This is a genomic window from Arthrobacter sp. P1_B4, assembly GCF_056406555.1.
The window spans coordinates 23,761-45,469 of record NZ_JBFTZW010000021.1 but is presented as its reverse complement, the minus strand read 5'-3'; the positions used below and the strand labels follow the sequence as shown (position 1 = coordinate 45,469).

18 protein-coding genes, 1 tRNA gene and 1 riboswitch are annotated in these 21,709 nt (G+C 67.9%); of the genes, 8 read left to right on the top strand and 11 right to left on the bottom strand.

What is annotated here, in order from left to right:
- Positions 1 to 84 precede the first annotated feature (84 nt).
- Positions 85 to 2,163, bottom strand: a complete 2,079-nt coding sequence (locus tag AC1D1W_RS10235) for a glycosyltransferase family 39 protein (protein WP_476943599.1) — start codon at positions 2,161 to 2,163, stop codon at positions 85 to 87.
- Positions 2,160 to 3,590, bottom strand: a complete 1,431-nt coding sequence (locus AC1D1W_RS10230) for a bifunctional glycosyltransferase family 2/GtrA family protein (RefSeq protein WP_476943598.1) — start codon at positions 3,588 to 3,590, stop codon at positions 2,160 to 2,162. Before AC1D1W_RS10230 ends, AC1D1W_RS10235 begins: the two co-directional genes overlap by 4 nt.
- 206 nt (positions 3,591 to 3,796) lie before the next feature.
- Between AC1D1W_RS10230 and AC1D1W_RS10225 the strand changes: the two genes are divergently transcribed.
- Entirely contained in the window at positions 3,797 to 4,399 is a 603-nt protein-coding gene (locus AC1D1W_RS10225; RefSeq protein ID WP_476943597.1) for a hypothetical protein, read from the top strand.
- A gap of 158 nt (positions 4,400 to 4,557) precedes the next feature.
- Here the strand turns inward: AC1D1W_RS10225 and AC1D1W_RS10220 are convergent, their stop codons facing one another.
- From AC1D1W_RS10220 to AC1D1W_RS10210, 3 genes are all read right to left on the bottom strand, one after another.
- A complete protein-coding gene (locus AC1D1W_RS10220) occupies positions 4,558 to 5,409 on the bottom strand; it encodes an aggregation-promoting factor C-terminal-like domain-containing protein (RefSeq protein ID WP_476943596.1) in 852 nt (283 codons plus the stop codon).
- Positions 5,409 to 5,568: riboswitch (cyclic di-AMP (ydaO/yuaA leader) on the bottom strand. Its footprint overlaps the gene before it by 1 nt.
- Positions 5,569 to 5,752: 184 nt before the next feature.
- Entirely contained in the window at positions 5,753 to 7,363 is a 1,611-nt protein-coding gene (locus tag AC1D1W_RS10215) for a sensor histidine kinase (RefSeq protein ID WP_476943595.1), read from the bottom strand.
- A gap of 21 nt (positions 7,364 to 7,384) precedes the next feature.
- On the bottom strand, positions 7,385 to 8,125 hold the full coding sequence (locus tag AC1D1W_RS10210) for a response regulator transcription factor (RefSeq protein WP_079551963.1): 741 nt from the start codon (positions 8,123 to 8,125) through the stop codon (positions 7,385 to 7,387).
- A 240-nt stretch (positions 8,126 to 8,365) separates the two neighbouring features.
- Between AC1D1W_RS10210 and AC1D1W_RS10205 the strand changes: the two genes are divergently transcribed.
- The 5 genes from AC1D1W_RS10205 to AC1D1W_RS10185 all read left to right on the top strand — a co-directional run bounded on the left by AC1D1W_RS10205 (position 8,366) and on the right by AC1D1W_RS10185 (position 12,566).
- Positions 8,366 to 9,382: a hypothetical protein gene (locus AC1D1W_RS10205; protein ID WP_476943594.1), complete on the top strand. Its 1,017-nt coding sequence runs from the start codon at positions 8,366 to 8,368 to the stop codon at positions 9,380 to 9,382.
- Positions 9,383 to 9,951: 569 nt separating this feature from the next.
- The gene (locus AC1D1W_RS10200) at positions 9,952 to 10,815 is read left to right on the top strand and encodes a winged helix-turn-helix domain-containing protein (protein ID WP_243181814.1); all 864 of its coding nucleotides are present in this window, start codon (positions 9,952 to 9,954) and stop codon (positions 10,813 to 10,815) included.
- 227 nt (positions 10,816 to 11,042) lie between these two features.
- Positions 11,043 to 11,246, top strand: coding sequence for a dodecin family protein (locus tag AC1D1W_RS10195; RefSeq protein ID WP_018774263.1), 204 nt, complete (start codon positions 11,043 to 11,045; stop codon positions 11,244 to 11,246).
- A gap of 55 nt (positions 11,247 to 11,301) precedes the next feature.
- Positions 11,302 to 11,829, top strand: coding sequence for a SixA phosphatase family protein (locus tag AC1D1W_RS10190; protein WP_243181815.1), 528 nt, complete (start codon positions 11,302 to 11,304; stop codon positions 11,827 to 11,829).
- 137 nt (positions 11,830 to 11,966) lie between these two features.
- On the top strand, positions 11,967 to 12,566 hold the full coding sequence (locus tag AC1D1W_RS10185) for a hypothetical protein (protein WP_476943593.1): 600 nt from the start codon (positions 11,967 to 11,969) through the stop codon (positions 12,564 to 12,566).
- A 71-nt stretch (positions 12,567 to 12,637) separates the two neighbouring features.
- On the opposite strand, the gene AC1D1W_RS10180 is transcribed toward AC1D1W_RS10185, so the two are convergent.
- From AC1D1W_RS10180 to AC1D1W_RS10160, 5 genes are all read right to left on the bottom strand, one after another.
- Complete coding sequence (locus tag AC1D1W_RS10180) at positions 12,638 to 13,294, bottom strand: hypothetical protein (RefSeq protein WP_476943592.1); 657 nt, start codon at positions 13,292 to 13,294, stop codon at positions 12,638 to 12,640.
- A 17-nt stretch (positions 13,295 to 13,311) separates the two neighbouring features.
- On the bottom strand, positions 13,312 to 13,944 hold the full coding sequence (locus tag AC1D1W_RS10175; RefSeq protein WP_243181818.1) for a TetR/AcrR family transcriptional regulator: 633 nt from the start codon (positions 13,942 to 13,944) through the stop codon (positions 13,312 to 13,314).
- Positions 13,941 to 15,977 carry a YhgE/Pip family protein gene (locus AC1D1W_RS10170; RefSeq protein ID WP_476943591.1) on the bottom strand — a complete coding sequence of 679 codons (2,037 nt, stop codon included), beginning with the start codon at positions 15,975 to 15,977 and terminating at the stop codon, positions 13,941 to 13,943. The genes AC1D1W_RS10175 and AC1D1W_RS10170 overlap by 4 nt, the downstream gene beginning before the upstream one ends.
- Positions 15,974 to 16,732, bottom strand: a complete 759-nt coding sequence (locus AC1D1W_RS10165) for an ABC transporter ATP-binding protein (RefSeq protein ID WP_476943590.1) — start codon at positions 16,730 to 16,732, stop codon at positions 15,974 to 15,976. The genes AC1D1W_RS10170 and AC1D1W_RS10165 overlap by 4 nt, the downstream gene beginning before the upstream one ends.
- An 88-nt stretch (positions 16,733 to 16,820) precedes the next feature.
- Entirely contained in the window at positions 16,821 to 18,356 is a 1,536-nt protein-coding gene (locus AC1D1W_RS10160; RefSeq protein ID WP_476943589.1) for a dihydrolipoyl dehydrogenase family protein, read from the bottom strand.
- 165 nt (positions 18,357 to 18,521) lie between these two features.
- Here AC1D1W_RS10160 and AC1D1W_RS10155 point away from each other — a divergent pair, with 165 nt between their 5' ends.
- Positions 18,522 to 19,250: a FadR/GntR family transcriptional regulator gene (locus AC1D1W_RS10155; protein WP_028275178.1), complete on the top strand. Its 729-nt coding sequence runs from the start codon at positions 18,522 to 18,524 to the stop codon at positions 19,248 to 19,250.
- A 148-nt stretch (positions 19,251 to 19,398) separates the two neighbouring features.
- Here the strand turns inward: AC1D1W_RS10155 and AC1D1W_RS10150 are convergent.
- Positions 19,399 to 19,472 (bottom strand) — tRNA-Arg (locus AC1D1W_RS10150).
- 277 nt (positions 19,473 to 19,749) lie between these two features.
- Here AC1D1W_RS10150 and AC1D1W_RS10145 point away from each other — a divergent pair.
- Positions 19,750 to 21,585: a phosphoenolpyruvate carboxykinase (GTP) gene (locus AC1D1W_RS10145; protein WP_028275179.1), complete on the top strand. Its 1,836-nt coding sequence runs from the start codon at positions 19,750 to 19,752 to the stop codon at positions 21,583 to 21,585.
- The last annotated feature ends 124 nt before the right edge of the window (positions 21,586 to 21,709 follow it).

The following is a 21,709-nucleotide window of genomic DNA, read 5'->3' as shown; positions in this document are numbered from 1 at the left end:
GTCCCGGGCTTGCGGCCGCGGCCGCCCCGGCGTGCGGGCCGGCGCCGTGTCGGGGCGGGGGCTCAGGGTGTCAGTCATGGCGGTCTACGCTCCCAGTTTGTAGATGGTGGCGTTGCCCACGGTCTGGCCCTGGTAGTTGGCCGCGACCCAGGTGGCGACCTCGGAGTTGCCTCCGCGGCCCCCGCCCATGCCGCCCATGCCGCCGGAAATGAAGTAGCCGATCTCGCCGCGGTCCACCATCGCCTGGAATTGTGCGAGCGTCGGGTAGGGGTCGCCGCCGTTCCAGCCGCCGAGCGCGATCACGCTGGTGCCGGTGGCGAGTTCCAGGCTCGCGGCCTGGGTGGCGCCGGAGACAATCGCGGACCACTTGGCGCCGGAGGACTTCAGCAGCGCGGTCAACTCCGGCGAGGACGTTTCCCCGCCGGGGCCACCGCCCATGCCGGCACTGCCCGCGCCGTCAGTGCCGGTTCCGTCACTGCCGGTCCTGCCTGCTGCCCCGAAGCCGCCGCCCATCGCGGACGCGGTGGGGCCCGACGTGGGGATCGAACCGGAATGCGGCTGGGCGACGGTCGCCAGTGTCCACGCGGTGCTTCCGAGCCCGCCGGCAAGCAGGCAGAGGATCACGACGCCGGCCGTGGCGGCCTTGCGGAACCGCGCCGGGAGAGCCGCCATGCCGTCCGCCCGCAGGAGCAGGAGCAGGGCCGCGGCGGCGAGGACGCCCAGGACCACCACGATCACCCGGAGCCCGGGAAGCCAGGACGGGTCGCGGCCCAAGAGCACGGCGGACCAGACTGAGGTGGCCAGCACCGTCACGGCCAGGACAACCCGGGCGGCCCAGTAGGTCCGGCCCCGCCACAGTTCCAGGGAACCGATGCCGGCCAGCGCCGCGATGGCGGGGGCCAGCGCCACGGCGTAGTACGGATGCACGGTGCCGCTCATGAAGCTGAAGATTCCGGCCGTGATGACCAGCCAGCCGCCCCACAGCAGGAGCGCCGCCCGGGTTTTCGAGGTCCTGGCTTCGCGCCGGGTGAACCACAGCCCGGCGGCCAGCAGGATCAGGGCCGCCGGCAGCAGCCAGGACACCTCGCCGCCGAAGCTCGTCCCGAACATCCGGGTGATCCCGGCCGCGCCGCCGAAGCCGACGTTTCCGGTGCCTCCCGGGCCGCCGGCGTTGCCTCCCAGGTTTCCTCCGGCGGGCATGCCCCCGCCTGACCCGGTGATCCGGCCCAGGCCGTTGTAGCCGAACGTGAGTTCCAGGAAGCTGTTGGTCTCCGACCCTGCCATGTACGGCCGGACCGAGGCCGGGGTCAGCTGGAACAGGACAACGTAGCTTCCGGCCACGACGGCGATCCCGGCGGCGGCGGCCAGCAGGTGCAGGAGCCGGCGGCCGAGGGTGGCGGGCGCCGCCCACAGGTAGGCCAGGGCCAGCCCGGGAACGATCAGGAAGCCCTGCAGCATCTTGCTCAGGAAGGCCAGGCCGATGACCGCGCCGGCCGCGGCGAGCCACTTCCAGCCGGCCTTCTCGATGGCGCGGGTGGTGAGGTAGGCCGCCAGTACCAGGCACAGGGTGAGCATCGCGTCCGGGTTGTTGAACCGGAACATGAGGGCGGCCACCGGGGTCAGTGCCAGGGCGCCGCCGGCGAGCAGGCCCGCGGCCGGCCCGGACACCCGCTTGATGGTCAGGTAGAGAAGCCCGACGGCGGCCACTCCCATGAGCGCCTGGGGAATGAGCATGCTCAGGGCCGAGAAACCAAAGATCCGTCCCGCGAGGGCGGGGATCCAGAGTGCGGCCGGGGGCTTGTCCACCGTGATGGCATTGCCGGCGTCGAGGGAGCCGAAGAGCAGCGCGGTCCAGTCCTTGGTCCCGGCCTGGATCGCCGCGGCATAGAACGAGTTGGCGTAGCCGGTGGCCTCCAGATTCCACAGGTACAACGCCGCGGTGACCACCAGGAGCAGCCCTGCCGAAGGCCGCACCCAGCGGGGCTGCGGTCCGAACAGCAGCCGGTCCCAGCGGCCTTGGGTGGCCGGCGCCGGGGACGCGGGCAGATGGGGGGCCGTCCCGCCGTCTCCGGGAACCGGGTGTGGCTGTTCCTCGGCGGCCGGCGGCCTGCCGGCCGGGGAACCGCCCTGGGCTCCGGCGGTGGGGCTGATGGTTGCCGTCATTTACTTGGCCTTTTCTGTGCGGGGGAGGGAAGGGTCGGGGGCGCCGGAACGGCAGCGGCGGCCCTGTGGCGGAAAACCACCAGCCGGAAGAGCAGGAACTTGACGGCCGTGGCGGCCAGGTTGGCGGCGGTGACCGTGAGCAGTTCAAGCCAGCGGTCCGGTGCCGCTCCCGACGCGGCGTGAACGACGGCGAGTGCGCCCGAGGTCAGGGCCAGCCCGATGCCGAAGACCAGCAACCCCTCGAAATGGTGGCGAGCCGCCTGGCTGCTGCCCTGGATGCCGAACGTGAAGCGCCGGTTGGCCGCAGTGTTGGCCACGGCGGTGGTGAGCAACGCGAGGAAGTTTGCCAGCTGCGGGTCCATGAACCCGCGGCAGAGCAGGAAGATCGCCAGGTAGGCCAGGGTGGAGGCCACCCCGATGCTGCCGAAGCGGACGAGCTGTCCGAAGAGGCTTCCGCCGGGGCTTTGTTCCTGGGCCCGGGAGGCGGCCGGCAGCGGTCCGCGGGCGAGGGCCGCGCGCAGGTCGGGAACCGGGATCCGGCCCGAGACCAGGTCCCGGCTCAACCGTGCCATGCCGCGCAAGTCCGCGAGGGCCGTCTGGACGATGTCCACGCTGGAATCCGGGTCGTCGGTCCAGTCCACTGGGACTTCGTGGACGCGCAGGCCGCACTTTTCTGCCAGGACCAGCAGCTCGGTGTCGAAGAACCAGGCGTTGTCCAGCGTGTGCGGAAGCAGTTGCCGGGCCACGTCCGCCCGGATCGCCTTGAAGCCGCACTGCGCGTCACTGAAGTGGGCGCCCATGAGGGCCTGGAGCAGGAAGTTGTAGCTGCGCGAGATGAATTCCCGTTTGGGTCCGCGGACCACGCGGGAGTTGCGGGTCAGCCGCGTCCCGATCGCCAGGTCGGAGTGCCCGGAAATGAGCGGGGCAAGGAGCGGGCCGAGGGCCGCCAGATCAGTGGAGAGATCCACATCCATGTACGCCAGGACCGGTGACGGCGAGGCCAGCCACACCTTGCGAAGCGCGTTTCCGCGGCCCTTTTCTGCCATATGGACCACCGTCACTTCGCGCAGCTCGCGGGCTACCCGTTCCGCGGCCTTGAGCGTTTCGTCGGTGCTGGCGTTGTCCGCCACGGTGATCCGGAAGGAATGCGGGAAGGCGCCGAGCAGGTACGCGTGGAGCCGGCGCAGGCAGGCCTCGAGGTCCCGTTCCTCGTTGAAGACCGGGATGGTGACGTCCAGCAGGGGCGTGCTGGCGCGCGTATCAATGGCCGTGCGCCGGCCGCCGGGGCCGGTCAGCGCCCCGGCGATCGGGCCCGGGACGGGTGCGCCGGCCAGCGCAAGCCCCGAGGGTGCCTCGGGGGCCGCCGGGCCGGCCGGCGTCGCCGTGGAGCGGGGCAGGGTTCCTGTGGCCTGGTCTGTGAATGTCATGGCTCAACTTTCCCGGCGGCCCATATGAAGGCTTTAGGGTCAAGCTGTGCGGGGGCTGTGGAAGTCGGGGCAGCCGGGCGGGTCGGGCCCGGCTACGCACAAAGGGAGCGCGCCAGTATCTGCCGCGGCATACCCGGGGGGCGGCTGGGATAGGCTCTTGGGACCGAAACGAGCATTGATTCCAACTGTAAGGGGCGGGGAATTCCTTGGATCTATTGGGCGGCATGGGCCGCGACGAGCTCCGCATCTTTTCGTGGGTTGCGGCCACCGTCTTCGCGCTTGTGGCCGGCGTCTGGCGTCCGCGCAGGCTTTATTGGACTGCCCTTGGTTCCGTCCTGCTCTTCGCGGCCCTCAACGCGGGTGCCGGGATCTACGTCCTGAACCATTTCGGTGATTCGCGCTGGTCTGCAGGGGGAGAACCGCCGCTGAGCGCTCCGTCGTTTTCCGGGACGCCAGTCGTGGGGCAGTTTCTGGGCCCACTGGACTCCGCTCTGAACGGAGTGGTTGGTGGGGTGAACGAGTTCCTGGCATTCAAGCAGGCACTTCCCGTAGCGCTGGACTTCCTTGCCGCATCCGGCTGGGCCCTGCTGGTGTCGTTCCCGCTTGCCGTTCTCGCCGCCGGCATCAGTTTCGCCGTGGCCAGGCGCCGAACAGCGGACTTCGAGAAATACCGTGCCACCGTTGACCTCCTCAAGGATGAGCTTGAGCAGGTCAAGCGGCAAATTTCTGCAGGGAATGCCGTCTACACGGCACTCCCTGCAGAGGACGAGGTCAATGATGTGCGGCCCAGACTGGCGCGCCGAGGATGATTCAGGTGCGTGCTGGAGTTGGCGTAGGTCCACTTAGCCATGTGGAGGCCGCCAAACCGAGCTGTGAAAAAACCGCCATTCTCGGCTAGCAGTCACACACAGGAGGCCCCGGATCCACGTGGATCCGTGGCCTCCTGTCCGGGCTGGTTAGGGCCGGTTTAGTACCAGTTGTGTGCGTAGTGGAAGTTCAGGGCGCCGCAGGGGGAGCCGTAGCGCGACTTGACGTAGTTCAGACCCCAGTTGATCTGGGTCCGGTAGTTGGTCATGTAATCGGCGCCGGCGCTCGCCATCTTCGAGGCGGGCAGGGACTGGACCACGCCGTAGGCGCCGCTGCTGGCGTTCGTGGCGGTGGTCTTCCAGTCGGATTCCTTGGTCCACAGCTTGTGCAGGCACTGCATCTGGCCGGGTGCCCAGCCATAGCTTCCCAGCTGGGACGCGGCGTAGGCCTGCGCGCCGGCGGGGTCGTCGATTGCGACCGGTGCGGGTGCCGGTGCGGGGGCCGGAGCGGCTGCCGGTGCCGGAGCGGGAGCGGGAGCTGCCGCGGGAACCGGAGCGGGAGCGGGGGCTGCCGCGGGAACCGGAGCAGGTGCGGGGGCTGCCGCTGCTGCCGGCGCGGCAGCAGCTGGGGCAGGGATCAGCGCTTCGGCTGCCTTAACCTCCGAGATCTGGGGAGCCACGTTCTTTTCCGCTGGAGCGCCCGGCCCAGCCACCTGGACCCGCTCGAAGTTGAGCTTGGCCAGCGGGTCGGCGATCGTGGCCGCCTGGCTCGCAACATTCGCCGTGTGGGCGCCCGGCTCTGCCGCCTGGCTGGCGGCGCCGCCACCCAGCAGCAGTGCGCACGCGGCGGTGACGACGGCGGCACGGCGGCCGGTTACACCGAGCCCGGCGGCGAACCGCGACAGGGCGGATGCCTGCTTGACCGGTTCGGCGCGGTGGCGCGACTTGGCTGCGCCAACTGAGCGGGAATGCGAACCGCCGTCAGGGCGTGTTTGTACCTGGAATTCAGTCATGGTGGCCTCTCAACGCCGGCGGAGTTAGCTGTCGGGTTCGGATGAGGTCATCCGGCCGCACGGAACATCACGTGTCGGCTTCACCCCGAGGGCGCATGAAAGCAGAATGCCCGGGAACTCTGGGTCCCCCGCCTCTGCCTGGTCCAGCGGAATCCGGGAAGCGGCAGAGTTTGGCGTCCGTCCGGATATGCGGCACCGATGGCGGCGCACGCTAACGACGCTACAGGACCTGGCCGCTTAAGTCACATTTTGGTAACAGGAGTCACAGTGCCGGGGTGTCGGGTTGCGCCGGGTTCACGGGCCGGCCGGTCCGGGCCGTTTGCGCCGACGGCGGCCGTTCCGGTTAAGCCGGCGGCGGCGCGGGGGGCAGCCGCACGGCGAACTCCGTGCGGCCCGGCCGGGACGTGACCTCGACTGTTCCTCCGTGGGCCTCCACGATCGACTGGACAATGGACAGGCCCAACCCGCTGGTGCCCTCGGACGTCGGCGCGGCGGTCGCCGTGCCGTGACCTCCGCGGCTGCCGGAAACGGCGCCGGAGGACGAGCGTGCGGGAGCCCCGGACCCGACCCTCGCCGTCGCGACGGCAGAATCGGCGGGGACGGCTGCGGGGTTCGACGCCGGATTGGTGCGCGAGGCGTCGGCCCGGGCGAAACGGGCGAAGACCCGGCCGATAAATTCCGGGGCGATGCCGCTGCCGTTGTCTGTCACGGTGACCACGGCACTGCCGTCAGCCGAGCGCATAACGCCCGTGACCACCTTGGTCCCGGGTTCCGTGTGCTTGCGCGCATTGGACAGCAGGTTGGCGAGGACCTGGTGAAGCTGGGTCGCATCACCGCGTACCACCACGGGCTCGTCCGGAAGTTCCAGTTGCCAGATGCGGTCCGGGGCCATGACTTTCTCATCGCTGACCGTCTCGATGGCCAGCTGGGTGAGGTCGACGTCGGAGATTTTGAGCGGCTGCCCCTCGTCCAGGCGCGCCAGCAGCAGCAGGTCCTCCACGAGCGTGGTCATCCGCTCGGACTGGCTTTGCACACGGGCGAGGGACCTCTCGCCGTCGGGGGTGAAATGCTCGGTCATCCGCATCAGCTCCGTGTAGCCGCGGATGGCCGTCAGCGGGGTGCGGAGCTCGTGTGAGGCGTCGGCGACGAACTGCCGGACCTTCATCTCACTCTCCTGCCGCGCCTCGAGAGCGTTGGAGACGTTGTCCAGCATCTTGTTCAGCGCGTAGCCCACGCTGCCCACTTCCGTTCCGGGATGGGCAGCCGACGTCGGGACGCGGACCCCGAGCGCCACCTCGCCGGCGTCCAGCGGGAGACGGGAGACGTTGGTGGCGACCTCGGAGAGCTGTTCCAGCGGCTTCATGGTCCGCCGGATCAGGGCCGTGCCGGCGAGCCCGATCAGCACGAGCCCGCCTGCGGACACCACCACCATGGTCCAGACCAGGGAGGCCAAGGTGTTTTGTTTTTCAGCCAGCGGGAGTCCGGTCACAATCACGTCGCCGTACGGTGTACGCGCGGCCGTGAGCCGGTAGGCGCCGGCCGAAAGGCTGCGGTCCACGGACACGCCGCTCGGGGTCAGGGCCAGGAGAACCTTGTTGTCGGAGGGGGAGAGGCTCTTGACCGCGCCGTCCCCGGCCAGGAATCCGGCCCTGCTGACTTCGCCGTCGACTATCCGTGCGTTAAGCGTCCCGACGCCCTGTCCCCGGGCTTCGAGGGGGTCGGGGCGCCTGCCCGAATCGTCCGAGGAGGGCCGGCCGAACTCGCTCGAACGGTGGGAGGCCTGGTCCAGCTGGGTGTCGAGCTGCCGGGTGAGGAAGAGGTCCATGGAGGCGTAGCTGAACAAGCCCACAGCGCCGCAGATGGCCACGAGCAGCGCCATGGCGACCAGGACCAGCCGGGTGCGCAAATGCCACGTCGACGGGTTGCGCCAGTCGTGTCCGGGGACGCGGGTCATGCCGGAAAGTGAGGGCACGGATCAGTCCGCCGGTTTCAGGACGTACCCGGCTCCGCGCACCGTGTGGATCATGGGAGCGTGGTTGGCGTCGACCTTCTTGCGGAGGTAGGAAATGTACAGTTCCACGATGTTCGCCTGGCCGCCGAAGTCGTAGTCCCAGACACGGTCCAGGATCTGGGCCTTGCTGATGACCCGTTTCGGGTTTTCCATGAGGTAGCGCAGCAGCTCGAACTGCGTGGCGGTCAGGTGCATTTCCTCACCGGCCCGGGTGACTTCGCGGGTGTCGACGTTGAGCACGAGGTCTCCCACCACGAGTTCGGCGGTGTCCATGGCGGCCACTCCGGAGCGCTGGACCAGCCGGTGCAGGCGCAGCAGCACCTCTTCCATGCTGAACGGCTTGGTGACGTAGTCATCGCCGCCGGCCGCCAGTCCGGTGATGCGGTCCTGAACGGCATCCTTGGCGGTGAGGAACAGCGCCGGCACCTCAGGCGCGAACGCGCGGATCCTGTTCAGCAGTTCGACGCCGTCGAACCCGGGCAACATCACGTCCAGCACCAGCACGTCGGGGCGGAACTCCTTGGCGAGCCGGACGGCTCCGGGCCCGTCCTCGGCCACGGCCACGGACCAGCCGGCCATCCGCAGCCCCATGCTCATGAGCTCGGAGAGGCTGGGCTCGTCATCCACCACGAGGGCGCGGATGGGGGAGCCGTCCGGATGCGTGAGCTGGGGAAGGTTGTTGGTCATGGAGTGCGAAGTGGCCATGGGCACAACTCTCCGATCTGCCGGTTAGGCGGGGCTTTGGGGACCCTGTGCGGCACCTGTGAATCCCAGCCTAGCGAGCTGGATGCCGTTGCGGGACCGTACGGGCCGCAACGGCCATGTTCAATCCGCCCTTCCCGTCCGGCAACGTCACAGGCCGGGCTGTCGGCCCGCACAGCCCAAGCACAGGATCGCTCACCACGCTGGGGTGAACACCGATCCGCACCCTAAAGGAGAAATACCATGAGCGGTCAGCATCCCGGAGCCGGTTCCGGAGCAGCCCCCGAGTCAGCCCCTGTACCCGCCCCCACGCCCACCACCGGCGCGCCAGCGGCGCCCGCGCCCGTAACCACACCCCGTACTGCCTGGCAGTCCGGCGCCGGACACACCGACGGCGGAACAGTCCAAACCGGGCACGCCGATGCCGGACACGCTGACGCCGGACAGGCTGACGCCGGACGCACCGGCGGCGGGCACGCCGAGGCCGGGCGGCCGGAAGCAGGCGCTGCCGGGGGCTGGGGCGCGCTTCCGGTTTGGAAGGTTCCGGCATCGGAACCTGCCTGGGGCATGCCCCGGCAGGAACCTGTCCCCGCCGCAGCCACAGGCTGGGGCGCGCCGGGAACTTCCGCCAAGACGGCCTCGGCGGCGAAGCCCTGGACCCTCAAGCGGGGGCTCGCCGTCGCCGGCGCCGCCGCAGTCCTGGCCGTCGGCGCCGGGGCCGGCGTCTATGCCCTCACCTCAAGCGCAACGGCAGCCACCGGTGCGGCCGGCGGGGCGGCAGCCGGCGGACCCGGCGGCCAGGGTGTCGCCCCAGGCGTGCCAGGTTCAGCACAAGACGGTTCCGCGCAAGGTGGTTTCGCGGGCGGCGGCATGCCGGGGCAGGGCGGTCCCGGCGACTTCGCTGCCGGTGGCATGGGCAGCGGGCTTTCCGCGGCAGTGCACGCCGAATACGTGGTGCTGCAAGGAAGCGCATACACCACGATGGCCGAGCAGTTGGGCACAGTGAGCGAGGTCAGCTCGTCCTCCGTGACGGTCAAGAGCAGCGACGGTTTCACGCGCAGCTATGCGCTGGGCAGCGACGTGGTGGTGAGTAATCTGCAACAGCGGCGCCAGCAGGCCGGCGGCACGGGCACGCAGCTGAGCGTCGCGGACATCGTCGCGGGCGGGACGGTGCGGATCGTGGCGGCCAAGGACGGTTCCGGCTACACGGCGGCCTCCGTCATGCTGGTCGCGGCGACAGCCACCGGCCAGTCGAACTGAACCGCCGCGGCCGGCATCGCAACCGTGGCTGGCCGGCATCGCCGCCGTGCCTTGCGGGCGGCGATGCCGGCTGCCCACTCCGTGGACCGCCTCGCAGGCAGCGGTGGGCAGGCGCGGTTTGGCCCAACTTGCCGTGCTGTGAATGATTTACCCGACGTCATCGACGTTGACCGAATAATATTCGATAAAGCGCACTTGCTGACCTTTCGGTCAGTAAAACACTTGTTATTTTATTGCCGCTACAGAATTGTGACTTGCGCTACAAATCCTCGATCTGTCTCACTATGTGGAACCTGGGGTCCATTGTTACTTGCACGTTTACATTGTTACGTTGCACACTTCAATTGTGAACAAGAACTCAACAGCACCTGCAGCCGCAGCTTCCTGGATCAGCACACCCGCTGGTACCGAGATGCGCTGTTGTCGAATGCACGCCTAACTTTTACACCCCTAAAGGTTTCTAGGCATTCGCCCCCAAGCCCAGAGTCGGGCGCCCCTCCCCAATTTCATTGCGGGGAAAGAAGCATTCGAGCCGCGATGACGGCCATTCACATTGAGGTAAGCATTCCATGTCAGTTGCATCCGGATACGTCCACATCTCCGTCCGTAACGCCAGCAAGGCCGGCCAGGCCTCAGGGATCCGCCAGGGCTTTGGCGGGCGCTCCGCGTTCGCCCCCGCCGGATCCGCGGGCAGCTTCCCCGCCCCCGGATATGCAGCGCAGGGCTACAACCCTGACTCCTACGGCCAGCTCCGTGCCGTCCCCCCCGCCCCCGCCACGGCACCCACCCCGGTGATCGCCCCGGGTGCCGGCAGCCCGGTCCGTCCGGCCCCCAGCGACAACGTCGCCCGCGGCTTCGTGCTGTACATGGGCATCGACGAGGAAACCGCGGCTGCAGCCGGCACATCCATCGCCAAGCTTGCCCAGGAAATCCGGGCCTACGCACAGTCGCTCGTGGCCGGTGCCGAAAGCTATGCCGCCGTCGCCGTCGCGCCGGCCAGTGCCCCGGGTTCCGCCCTCGACGTCGTCCGCTCGACCTTCGGTGACCCCACCGCGGGGGCCCGCCAGCGCACCGAGACCGCCCGCCTGCAGCAGCCGCAGGATCCGCGGCCTTCCGGGGTGCTGATCGACCTCGCCCGCCGTGAGGTGCACCTCGACGGCGAATCCCTGAACCTCACGTTCAAGGAATTCGAACTCCTGAACTACCTCGTGGAGAACGGCACCCGCACCGTGGGCCGCGACGAGCTCCTCGAAGGCCTGTGGCGGAACGCCGAAGAGGTCCCGAACGAGCGGACCATCGACGTCCACATCCGCCGCCTGCGTTCCAAGCTCGGCCGCCTCGCCAACACCGTGCGCACCGTGCGCGGCCAGGGCTACCGGTTCTACGAGCACCCCGAGGTGGTTGTCTGGGCCGCTCCGGAATACTCGATCTAGCTTCCAGCCCACGCAAAGCGCCCGTTCCCTGCCCAGGGAGCGGGCGCTTTCGCGTTTCCGGAAGCTTCAGTGGCTTTCCGCCGGCAGCCACATTCCCCGACGGGCGCATTGGGTGGGCTGGCTGACGGGCCTCTGCCGCCGCTGCTGGTGGGTCGCGGTTAGACTCTGTTGCCTTTTGGGGGTCCGGCGTAGTCTCGGACCGTTGAGCCGACTATTGGGAGGAAGACATGTCTGTTGCACGGATTACTACCCTGAGCGCGAACTCCAAGACCTCGTTCGATGCCGCCATCAAGGAGGGCATCGACCGGGCCAATAAGACCCTTCGCAATGTCACGGGGGCATGGGTGAAGGAACAGAAGGTCGAAATCAGCGACGGTGCCGTCGTTGCCTGGCACGTCGTGCTGGAAGTGACCTTTGTCCTTGAAGACTGAACGGACGCTGGTGGGATGCGCGCCCGTGGGCCAGCCGCCGCACTAGGATTGGGGCATGAGCGCGCATCACATCAAACGGCTGGTGATCATGCGGCACGCCAAGTCCGATTGGCCCGGCGGGGTTGCCGACCACGAAAGGCCGCTCGAAGAACGCGGCCACAAGGACGCCCCAGTCGCCGGAAAGTGGCTGCTCAAGCACGGCGTGGTCCCTGATTTCATCCTCTGCTCCAGCGCTTTGCGGACCCGCCAGACCTGCACGTGGGTGTGCCACGCCCTCGGAGACAAGGCGCCGACGCCCAAGCTCGAGGATGGGCTGTACGCCGCCTCCGCCTTGCGCATGCTGGCCGTCATCAACCACGTCCCTGACACCGTCACCACCCTCATGGTGATTTCCCACATGCCCGGGGTGCAGGACCTTGCGATGCATCTGGCGTCGCGCGACTCCGACCACGATGCCTACATGGACGCCGCCACGCGCTATCCGACCAGCGGGCTGACCGTCCTGGAAACGGAAAAGTCCTGGGCCGAACTGGACGGGCAGGACGCCAAGCTGACCCACTTCAAGGTCCCCCGCGCCAAATAGCCGCAGGTCCGCCCGGCGAGGGCTGCGGAATCCATAGCAACCTGCGCCGATCTGCGGTTTACTGATGCTGTTTAGTCATGTGGTTTTTTCCAGTGGTTTTGGGGCATCTGTTGCAACCCGGAGAAAAGGTGATCAACGTGGATTCAGGGCAGCTCATAGGAATTATTGTCGGCATCGTCGTGGTGCTCGCGATCGTAGCGGTGGCGGTCATGGTCAGCCGCAAACGCAAGGTGGCGGCGGACCGGAACCGTGCGGCCGAGATGCGTGAACAGGCCAAGGCCGACGAATTCGCTGCGCGGGAACGCGACGCCAAGGCGGCCCGTGCCGAGGCCGACGCGCAGGAGGCTGACCTCGAGGCCGAGCGGTTGCGGCAGGAAGCCCGCAAGCGCCAGGAAGAGGCCGAAAGCGTCCGCTCCGGCGCGCAGGAGCAACTGCGCAAAGCCGACGAAGTGGACCCTGACGTAGTCACATCTGAACGCGGCGGCGAAAGCGGGCAGATGCCGTCCCGCGGGGATTTGCGCGCCGAGAGGGCCGCCGCCGAGCCCGCAACGGGCAGCCACGTCCCCGGCCAGCAAACGTCCGGCCAGCAAGTGTCTTCCGGCGAACAAGCGTCCGGCGAGCCAGCGTCCGGCCAGCAAGTGTCAGCCGACCAGCGCAGCGGCGAGGACGTAACCCGGACCGACACGGCCCCGGGCCCGGATGCCACCCCGCGGGAAGACAAGCCTCGAAACCTCTGAGCTGAACTCCTGAACTGGCCCAGGCGGAAAATCCTGTGCTGAACGTTTCGCCGGGTGGTGATGCGCGGGACTCAGCGGCGGGCCGAGGCCCGGGCGGGTGATTTGGGGGCAGGCGACTTGGCCGGTGTCTTCGCTGCCGGCTTGAGCGGTGTCTTCGCCGGTGACTTGGCCGCGGGCCGGGCAGTGGACCGCGGAGAAGCCGCGCGCGGAGCCGCCGGACGCGCGGCGGTTCCTCTCGGCGTCGGCCGCGGTGTGGAAGGCCTCGGATTCGCAGACCTGGCCCCCGCTCCCCGCGCGGCGGGCGACGGGCGGCGTCGCGGAGCACGGCCCGGGGAACGCCGGCCGTGGCTCCTGCCGGGCAGGACGGTGCCGGCAAACAGCAACAGTAAGGTGACGGCTCCGGCGGCCACGGCCAGATAGAAGTACAAATCCGGATGCTCAGAATCGACGCGCGTGGACAGGGCGTCGGGATCGGGGTTGAAGGCCAGCCCCCACTGACGCAGGAAAGCGACCCCGAACGCGATGAAGAGGATGCTGCCGACCCCGCTCGCGGCCAAAGTCTTGTGCCGGCGCCGGACCACCACCTCCGCCACGCAGGCCACATAGGCCGTCGCGGCAGCCCCGACGAACCACACCAGCACCCACTCTTGCAGGGTGATTCCGGTCAGGACCAGAAGTGCCAGGGCAGTGAGAAACGCTCCGATGGCGACTTTCCCGTTGGTACCCATGTGACGCATGTGAACAATCATGCCTGAGCTGGCGGCTGCTTCACGACGTAGCCGCGCATGGAGGCCATGATTGCGGCCACACTCTGCTCCCTGGTGCGCTCCGGGTTGTACGTCTGGCGGTCCAGTCCGACCACGAAGCAGGCCCCAAAGATTGCCGTTTCCAGGCTGCCCCGGGAAACGGCGGAATCCACGGGGTAGACGGCGGCGACGCCGTCGATGGCAGAGCCGATCACCGCGAGCAGGCGCCCGCGGAGCTCGGCGAAGGTGTCCTGCCATTCGCTGGGGGTGCGCCAGCTCTCGCTGACCCAAAGCCGGGCGAAGGACGGGTATTCGGCCATGAAGTCCATGGCCTGGCCGATCATTTCCTCCATGGCGGCGAGGGGGTCGGCGGAGCCGTCGCGGACACTCAGCAGCCGCGCCAGCAGGATGTCCACGCCGTGGCGCAGCAGCTGGGCGATCAGGTCCGACTTGCTGCCAAAGTTGTAGTACACCGTGCCTTTGGACACCCCGGCGGCCGTGGCGATCTCGTCCACCGTTACGCCCGCCGCGCCGCGCTCCCCGATCAGTTCCATGGACGCCTCGAACAGTTTCTGTTTAGTGGCGTTCGTGCGGGCCGGACGGAGCTTTTTCCCGGCGTCCACTGTGCTCATACGGCGATCTCCGGTTTTAGGGACTTCAGGGTCCAGAACTTGTGCTTGTGAACGGCCAGCGTGGAAAGCGCCGCCCCGAGCACAGTGTACCCAAGGAGGCCAACCACCGTGGGCACGATCAAGGAAAGGTCCGCGCCGTAGATCAGGTGCCGCATGCCGGCCACCACATAACCCATAGGCAGCGCCTCGTGGACAAAGTGCAGCGGCTGCGGGGTGGTTTGCCACGGGAAGGTTCCGCCGGAGGAAACCAGCTGCAGGACCAGCAGGATAAGCACCACGAATTTCCCGGGAGTTCCCAGCAGGGCCACGACGCCCTGGATGATGGCACTGAAGGCCATGGCGGCCGCCAACATGAACAACCACATCAGCACCGGGTGGGCGGGCTTGAGGCCCAGGCCCAGGTCCACCACGAGGGTGAGCAGCGTGGCCTGGATGACTGAAACGGCAAAGAACGGCAGCCAGCCGCCGACGGCGATCTTCCATGACGGGGCGTTGGACGCCAGTGCGCGTTGGGTGATGGGCCGCATGGCCTGGACCAGCATGAATACGCCGATCCACAGGGCCAGGGTCAGGAAGAATGGCGCCAGGCCGGCACCGTACGACGCTGCCTTGGCCTGAGAGACGTCGCTGACGGCGACAGGGTCCGCGATCACCTTGGACAGGCTGTTCTTCTGGGCGTCATCGGGATTGGGGATCTTCCCGGCTCCCTTGTCCAGCTCCGAGGCCAGGGTGGCGGCGCCGTCGGAGGCCGTGCGGGCGCCGTCTTCCAGCTGGGCCGCCCCGTCGTCGAGCTGCCGGGCGCCATCTGCGAGCCTGGCAGTGCCGTCAACGGCGCTCTGCTCGCCCGCGGCCAGCGCGGCCGAGCCAGCTGAGAGCTGGTTGGCGCCGGCTGAAGCCTTTGAGATGGCATCAGTCAGAGCCGGCGTTGCTCCCGCAAGTTTGGCCGCCCCGGAACTTACGGCGGCGGACCCGTCGGCAAGCTGCTGGATCTGGGCTGCATCCGTTTGGATTCTGGACTTCGCATCGGCCACTGGGCTTGAGGCTGCGGCGGTATCGAAATCGGCCAGGATTTTGCCGGCCTGGTCGGGGGTGATGATCCCGGCGGCAATCAGACGGCTGTTGGATTGGACCACACGGTCCCGGAGGCCCTTGTCAGCAGCGCTGAGTTGCCCGACGACGTCCTGGACTTTCGTGTTCAGTGCCGCGTTTCCCGCCGCGACCTGCGCGGCGCCGTCCGCAAGTTTCTGCGAGTCGGCAGGGAGTGTGGCCGTCCTGTCCTTCAGCTGCGTCAGGCCGGCGCTGAGCTGGCCGGCGCCGGAATTGAGCTGGTTGGCGCCATCGCGCAGCTTCATTTGACCGGCGGCGAGTTCGGCGACTCCGCCGTTCAGCTGGCTCGTTCCGGCATGCAAACTGACTGCCCCGTCCCGGAGCCTGGCAATGCCGTCGGAGAGTTTTCCGGCCCCGTCGGCGGCCTGGACTATCTGAGTATGGATTGTGCCGAAGCCCGTCAGGAGCTGGTTCGCAGTCTCCTCGCCCACCTCCTTGGCAACCGTCGAATGCACGGCAGCGGTCAGCTTGTCCACGATGTTGCTGAGGACGTAGTTGTTGGCATCGTTGGTGGTGACATTCAGCATGGCTTGGTTCGCGGCGTCAAAGCTGCCCGGGGAGACCAGGTTGGCCGAGAAGTCCTTGGGAATTTTGAGCGCGAACGCGTACTTGCCGCTGCTTACACCCTGGTCCGCTTCCGCGGCGGTGGTGACTTTCTGCCAGTTGAAGACGTGGCCGTCCACGAGGCTGTCGGCGACCTTTTTCCCGGCCTCGAGCCGGGTCCCGTTGCTGGCGGACGCGCCGGTGTCCTCGACTACCAAGGCGGCGTCGATCTGGTCCAGGTTCCCGTACGGATCCCAGTTGGCGTAGAGGTACACCGCGCCGTACAGCAAAGGCACCATGGTCAGCGCCAGGATGGTCAGTTTGGGCAGGAGCCCGCCAGTCATGCGCTTGAGCTCGGAGCGGGCCAGCCGCAGAACAGTCACTTTAAGGCCTCGGTTTCGAACGGGATGGGTTCAGGGTTCCGGTGTTTCGCGGGATGGCCTTCTGTCTCCTGCGCATCAGGCTGGGCGGAGTCCGCGGATGCGTCAACGATGGAACCCGTTGCGGCGGCAGCTTTAACGGCGTTCCCGATTGCGGCGGACGGCCCGGTCCAGCCGTCCGGCAGTGCCGCGACGGTGACGACGACGGCGAGCGGCCGGCCGCCGTCGTGCGCCAGGTCTTCCAGCCTGGGAAGCCAGTCCGCGGGATCTGCGCTGTGCCTGTCCGGAGAATCGACCACCAGCAGATCTGTTCCGGGGTTGGCCAGGGCAAGGGCGGTGAGCAGTTCGACGCGTCGCCGGGCCGGAATCTGTTCGGTCCAGAGGCCGGCAATGTCCTCGAAGCGGTTGACCTTGAGCCAGGGTTTGCTCAGCAGAGCACCCCGATAGCGCCGGGGGATGAGCGCGAGGTCCTCGGTGACGAGGTCGCCCACGCTGAGATGCTGTTCGGGCTCGTTGACACCGGGGGAGTCCACCAGTGCACTGGCCAACCGGAGGCGCTTAATCCTGGAATTTCCGTCCCAGCTGAGCACCCCCCCGGAGGGCTTCATCCGGCCGCTGAGTGTGAGGGCCAGGGCTGTTCGCTGGTCCTGGCCGTCGCCTTCAACCAAGAGCATCTCCCCGGCACGTACCTCAAGGGACGTGGGTGGGAGCAGGTCATTCCGGCGCCCGTTCACACGGAGCTGTTGCACGGAGAGCATGTAAGCCTTTCGCAGGGTCTAGTCTGCTTCAAGGCTAACCGAACTGACCGGTCAGTTCAAATAGAAATAGTCGCTTGTGATCAACGGATCACAGGCCATAGCTTTCCAGCAGGCGGAGCCAGACTTCGCTGATGGTCGGATAGGAGGGCACGGCGTGCCACAGCCGGTCCAGCGGGACTTCCCCCACCACGGCAATGGTGGCTGCGTGCAGGAGTTCAGCGACATCCGGGCCGGCGAACGTGGCGCCCAGCAGCACCTTTCGGTCCTCGTCGATGACCAGCTGCGCCCACCCTTCGTAGTGTTCGGCATGCAGGGAGGAGCCGGCCACCTGGATGGGGAGTTCCACGGCGGAGGCCCGGAAGCCGTCCTGCTCCGCCTGCGCCATGGTCCGGCCGACGTTCGCCAGTTCCGGATCGGTAAACACCACGTTCGGCACAGCGTGCTCGGAGGCCGTCTGGGCAAAACGGCTCCACGGTGCCGGCTCGCCGCGGAGTTCGCCCTTGGCCCGGGCGGCAATGGCGTCTCCGGTGGCCCGGGCACCGTACTTGCCCTGGTGCGTCAGCATGGCCCGTCCGGCGGCGTCGCCGGCTGCGTAAAGCCAGGGGTTGCCGGACACATCGTTCTCGGTGGCGTGGTGGACTAGTCCGGTGGAATCGGTGGTGAGCCGCAGGGTCCCGCCCTCGGGTGCCGGGAGGCCGACGCTGTCCAGGCCGAGTCCCTCAAGGGCGGGGTGCCGGCCGGTGGAGACGAGCAGCTTGTCCGCCGTGATCGTGGCGCCATGGGCCGTGCCGTTAGCGGGACCGGCGCCCGGGCCGTCCGTGGGGCCGCCCGTGGGGCCGCTCTTGGGGCCGCCGTCGAGCATTACGGTAAGGGAGCCGTCGTCGTTCTCATGCACGCTCCGCGTACCGGTGTGCAGGCGCAGGTCCACGCCATCGGCGCGCAGGCCGGCAGCGACCAGGTCTGCGGCCTGTTCCGGGAAAACGCCCAGGAGCCCGCCGCGGGCCACGAGCGTCACGGACGAACCAAGCCGGGCATAGGCCTGGGCGAGTTCGACGCCGGCAACGCCGCCGCCGAGGACCGCAAGCCGCGCGGGAACCGCGCGGGCTGAGGTCGCCTCCCTGGTGGTCCAGTACTCGACGTCGTGAAGCCCCTCGACCGGCGGCTGGTTCGGGGCGGAGCCCGTGGCGACCACCACGGCGTGCCGGGCCGTGAGTGCGTAGCTGTTGCCGTCCAGCCCGGCCACCTCGACGTGCCGCGGGGCGGTGATCCAGCCGTGGCCGCGGATCAGTTCGATGCCTGTCTCCTCCACCCACTTGACCTGGCTGTCGTCCTGCCAGTTCGAGGTGAAGTAATCCCGGCGCTTCAGCACGGCTGCCGGATCCAGGGTGCGGGTGACCGCTTCCTGGGCGCCGGGGACCGTCTGCGCGCCATGCAGCGCAGTGCCCGGCCGCAGGAGCGCCTTCGAAGGCATGCAGGCCCAGTACGAGCACTCGCCGCCGACCAGCTCCGCCTCGATGAGCACTGCTGTCAGGCCGCCGCGGACCACACGGTCTGCCACATTCTCGCCCACGGCCCCGGCGCCGATCACAATGACATCGAATTCCCGCTCAATCTGTGCCGTCATGGCACCAGCCTACGCCGGGGCCATGGCCGGATCCGGGGGAGCTCCGGGCTCCGGCGATGCGGGCTTCCGGCGTAATGTGCCGGGCCGAACCCTTTGCAGGACGGGGGACGGTCGATACTGTTGGGACCATACTTGGGGGAGGAGGCGGCCATGGCCGCACGCAACATGACAACAGGCCCGGCCATACCGCTGGCAAGGTTCAGCGCCCAGGCCCGGCTCCGGGCGCTCCAGTCGGACATCCTGGAGCTGATCCTGGAACGCGACCTGGTTCCCGGCGACCCGCTGCCGACCGAAAACGAGCTGACGGCGGCACTTGGCGTCGGCCGCAACACCCTGCGGGAGTCCTTGAAGGCGCTCCAGGCGCTGGGCGTCATTGAGATCCGCCACGGATTCGGCATGTTCGTGGCGCCGAGCAATTTCGAGGCCCTGACCGATGGGCTCACCTTCCGCGCCCGGCTGTCGCTGCGCCATCAGGGCGAGGAAGCCCTGCAGCTCGTGGAGGTCCGGCAAGCACTCGAATCCGGCCTGGTCGGCGCCGCCATGGACCGGATCAGCGCAGAACAGCTGGCCGCCGTGGAGGAGTCCGTGAACCGCATGGAAGCGCTGGCCGACGCGGGGGAGCCCTTCATCGAGGCCGACGCGGAGTTCCACCGCAGGCTTTTCGAGCCGCTGAACAACGACCTGCTGATCAGCCTGATGGACGTTTTCTGGAAGGTCTACCGCCGGATCCACCTCGAACTCGGCGGACCGTACGCCGTCGACCTGCAGGCAACGGCCGCAGTGCACCGGGGGATCTATGAGGCGGTCGCAACGGCGGACAAGGCCCTCGCCTCCGAGCGGCTCAGCACGCATTTCGACGACATCCGCACCATCATCGTCCGGACCACGGCCTGAGCCCTGCGGCCGGGCCGCTCCGGCCCAACGGCTGCCGCCGGCGCCCAGCCCGGCGCCTAAGGCAGCCAGCCCGGCGCCCTGGCGCCTCGGGCAGTAGGCGGTTAAAGCAAAAGATCCGCCCCGGCGAACCGGGGCGGATCTTCATCTGTGCGCCCAAAGGGATTCGAACCCCTGACCTTCTGTTCCGTAGACAGACGCTCTATCCAGCTGAGCTATGGGCGCATTCTCGGCTCTCGGAGAACTTCTCTCTCCCCGAACCTCGAATTACTTTACGCGAGCCCGGGCCCAGTTACAAATCGAAACGGATGTAATCTAGCCGACTAGACCGGTCTACGTGACCTTAGTCACAAAAAGGAGGGATGATGGCCGGCCAGTTCCTTGAATTTCCGCGGTTTTTGAATTGCTCCGCCCCGGTCATCCCACGTCCGGGCCCGAAATGGGCCCCCTGCCGAGCCCTAGCATTTAGGACACACCACTGAACCCGAGGAAGGGAACCGTAATGGGAGATCTGGCGCGACTGCCGTTGCTTGAAAAAGCACCCACCACACATGCCGGTCTACTGGCATGGGTAGAAGAGGTAGCTCAACTGACCCAGCCGGACCGGATCTACTGGGTTGACGGGTCGGAAGCGGAAAACACCCGGCTGACCGACGAGCTCGTTGCCGCCGGCACCCTGACCCGCCTCAACGAGGACCTCTTCCCCAAGTCGTTCGCGGCCTTCTCCGACCCCGCCGACGTGGCCCGGGTCGAAGAGCAGACCTTCATCTGCTCCGAGAACGAGCACGACGCAGGCTTCACCAATAACTGGATGGCCCCGGCGCAGATGAAGGAAAAGCTGCGCGGCCTGTTCGCCGGCTCCATGCGTGGCCGGACCATGTACGTGATCCCCTTCGTGATGGGCCACCTCGACGCCGAGGACCCCAAGTTCGGCGTCGAGATCACCGACAGCGCCTACGTTGTCGCCTCCATGCGGATCATGGCCACCATCGGCACCGAGGTCTTGGACAAGATCACCGCGACCAACGCGTTCTTTGTCCCCGCCCTGCACTCCCTGGGCGCCCCGCTGGCCCCCGGCCAGGCCGATGTCCCGTGGCCCTGCAACCCGGACAAGTGGATTGTCCACTTCCCGGAGGAGCGCTCCATCTGGTCCTTCGGGTCGGGCTACGGCGGCAACGCCCTGCTCGGCAAGAAGTGCTACGCCCTGCGCATCGCCTCGGTGATGGCACGGGACGAAGGCTGGCTTGCCGAGCACATGCTCATCCTCAAGCTGACCTCGCCGGAGCAGAAGAACTACTACATCTCCGCCGCCTTCCCGTCGGCCTGCGGCAAGACCAACCTCGCCCTGCTGGATCCGACCATCGAGGGCTGGAAGGTCGAAACCCTCGGGGACGACATCACCTGGATGCGGTTCGGCAAGGAAGGCGAGCTCCGCGCCGTCAACCCCGAAGCCGGCCTGTTCGGCGTGGCTCCGGGCACCGGCTGGGGCACCAACCCCAACGCGATGCGCGCCATCGCCAAGGGCCACAGCATCTTCACCAACGTCGCCCTGACGGACGACGGCGGTGTGTGGTGGGAGGGCATGACCGACGAGGTGCCCGCGCACCTGACCGACTGGCAGGGCAACTCCTGGACCCCGGATTCGGACAAGCCCGCCGCCCACCCGAACTCCCGCTTCTGCACGCCGATCGACCAGATCGACATGCTGGCCGAGGAGTACTACAACCCGAACGGCGTGGAGCTTTCCGCGATCCTGTTCGGCGGCCGCCGCAAGACCACCATCCCGCTGGTCACCGAGGCGCGCAGCTGGTCCAACGGCATCTTCATGGGCTCCACCCTGTCCTCGGAGACCACCGCCGCGGCAGCCGGTGCCGTGGGCGTTGTCCGCCGGGATCCGATGGCCATGCTGCCCTTCATCGGCTACGACGCAGGCGATTACCTGAACCACTGGGTCAACCTGTCCGCGAAGGCTAACCCGGAGCGGCTGCCCAAGATCTTCCTGGTCAACTGGTTCCGCCGCAATTCCGAGGGCGGATTCGCCTGGCCCGGATTCGGTGACAACGCCCGGGTCCTGAAGTGGGCCATCGAACGCCTCGAGGGCAAGGCCGACGCCGTGGAGACCCCCATCGGGTTCGTCCCCACCGCTGACGCGATCGACCTCAAGGGCCTGGACATGACCCCGGCCCAGGTTGAAGAGGCCGTCCGCGTCGACCCCGCGGAGTGGACCACCGAGCTGGCCTCGATCGAGGAGTGGTTCGCCAACTTCGGCAGCTCGCTGCCCGAGGCGCTGCGCGCCGAACTCGCAGGGCTGAAGGAGCGCATGGCTGCCGAGCAGTAGCAGCCGGCACAACAGCACCTATAACAGTGCAATAGCGACGGCGGCCCCGCATCTTCCSGGAAGATGCGGGGCCGCCGTTTTCGTTGGGTGCGTGACGCCGGGACTTAGGTCCCTAGGCCGCGTC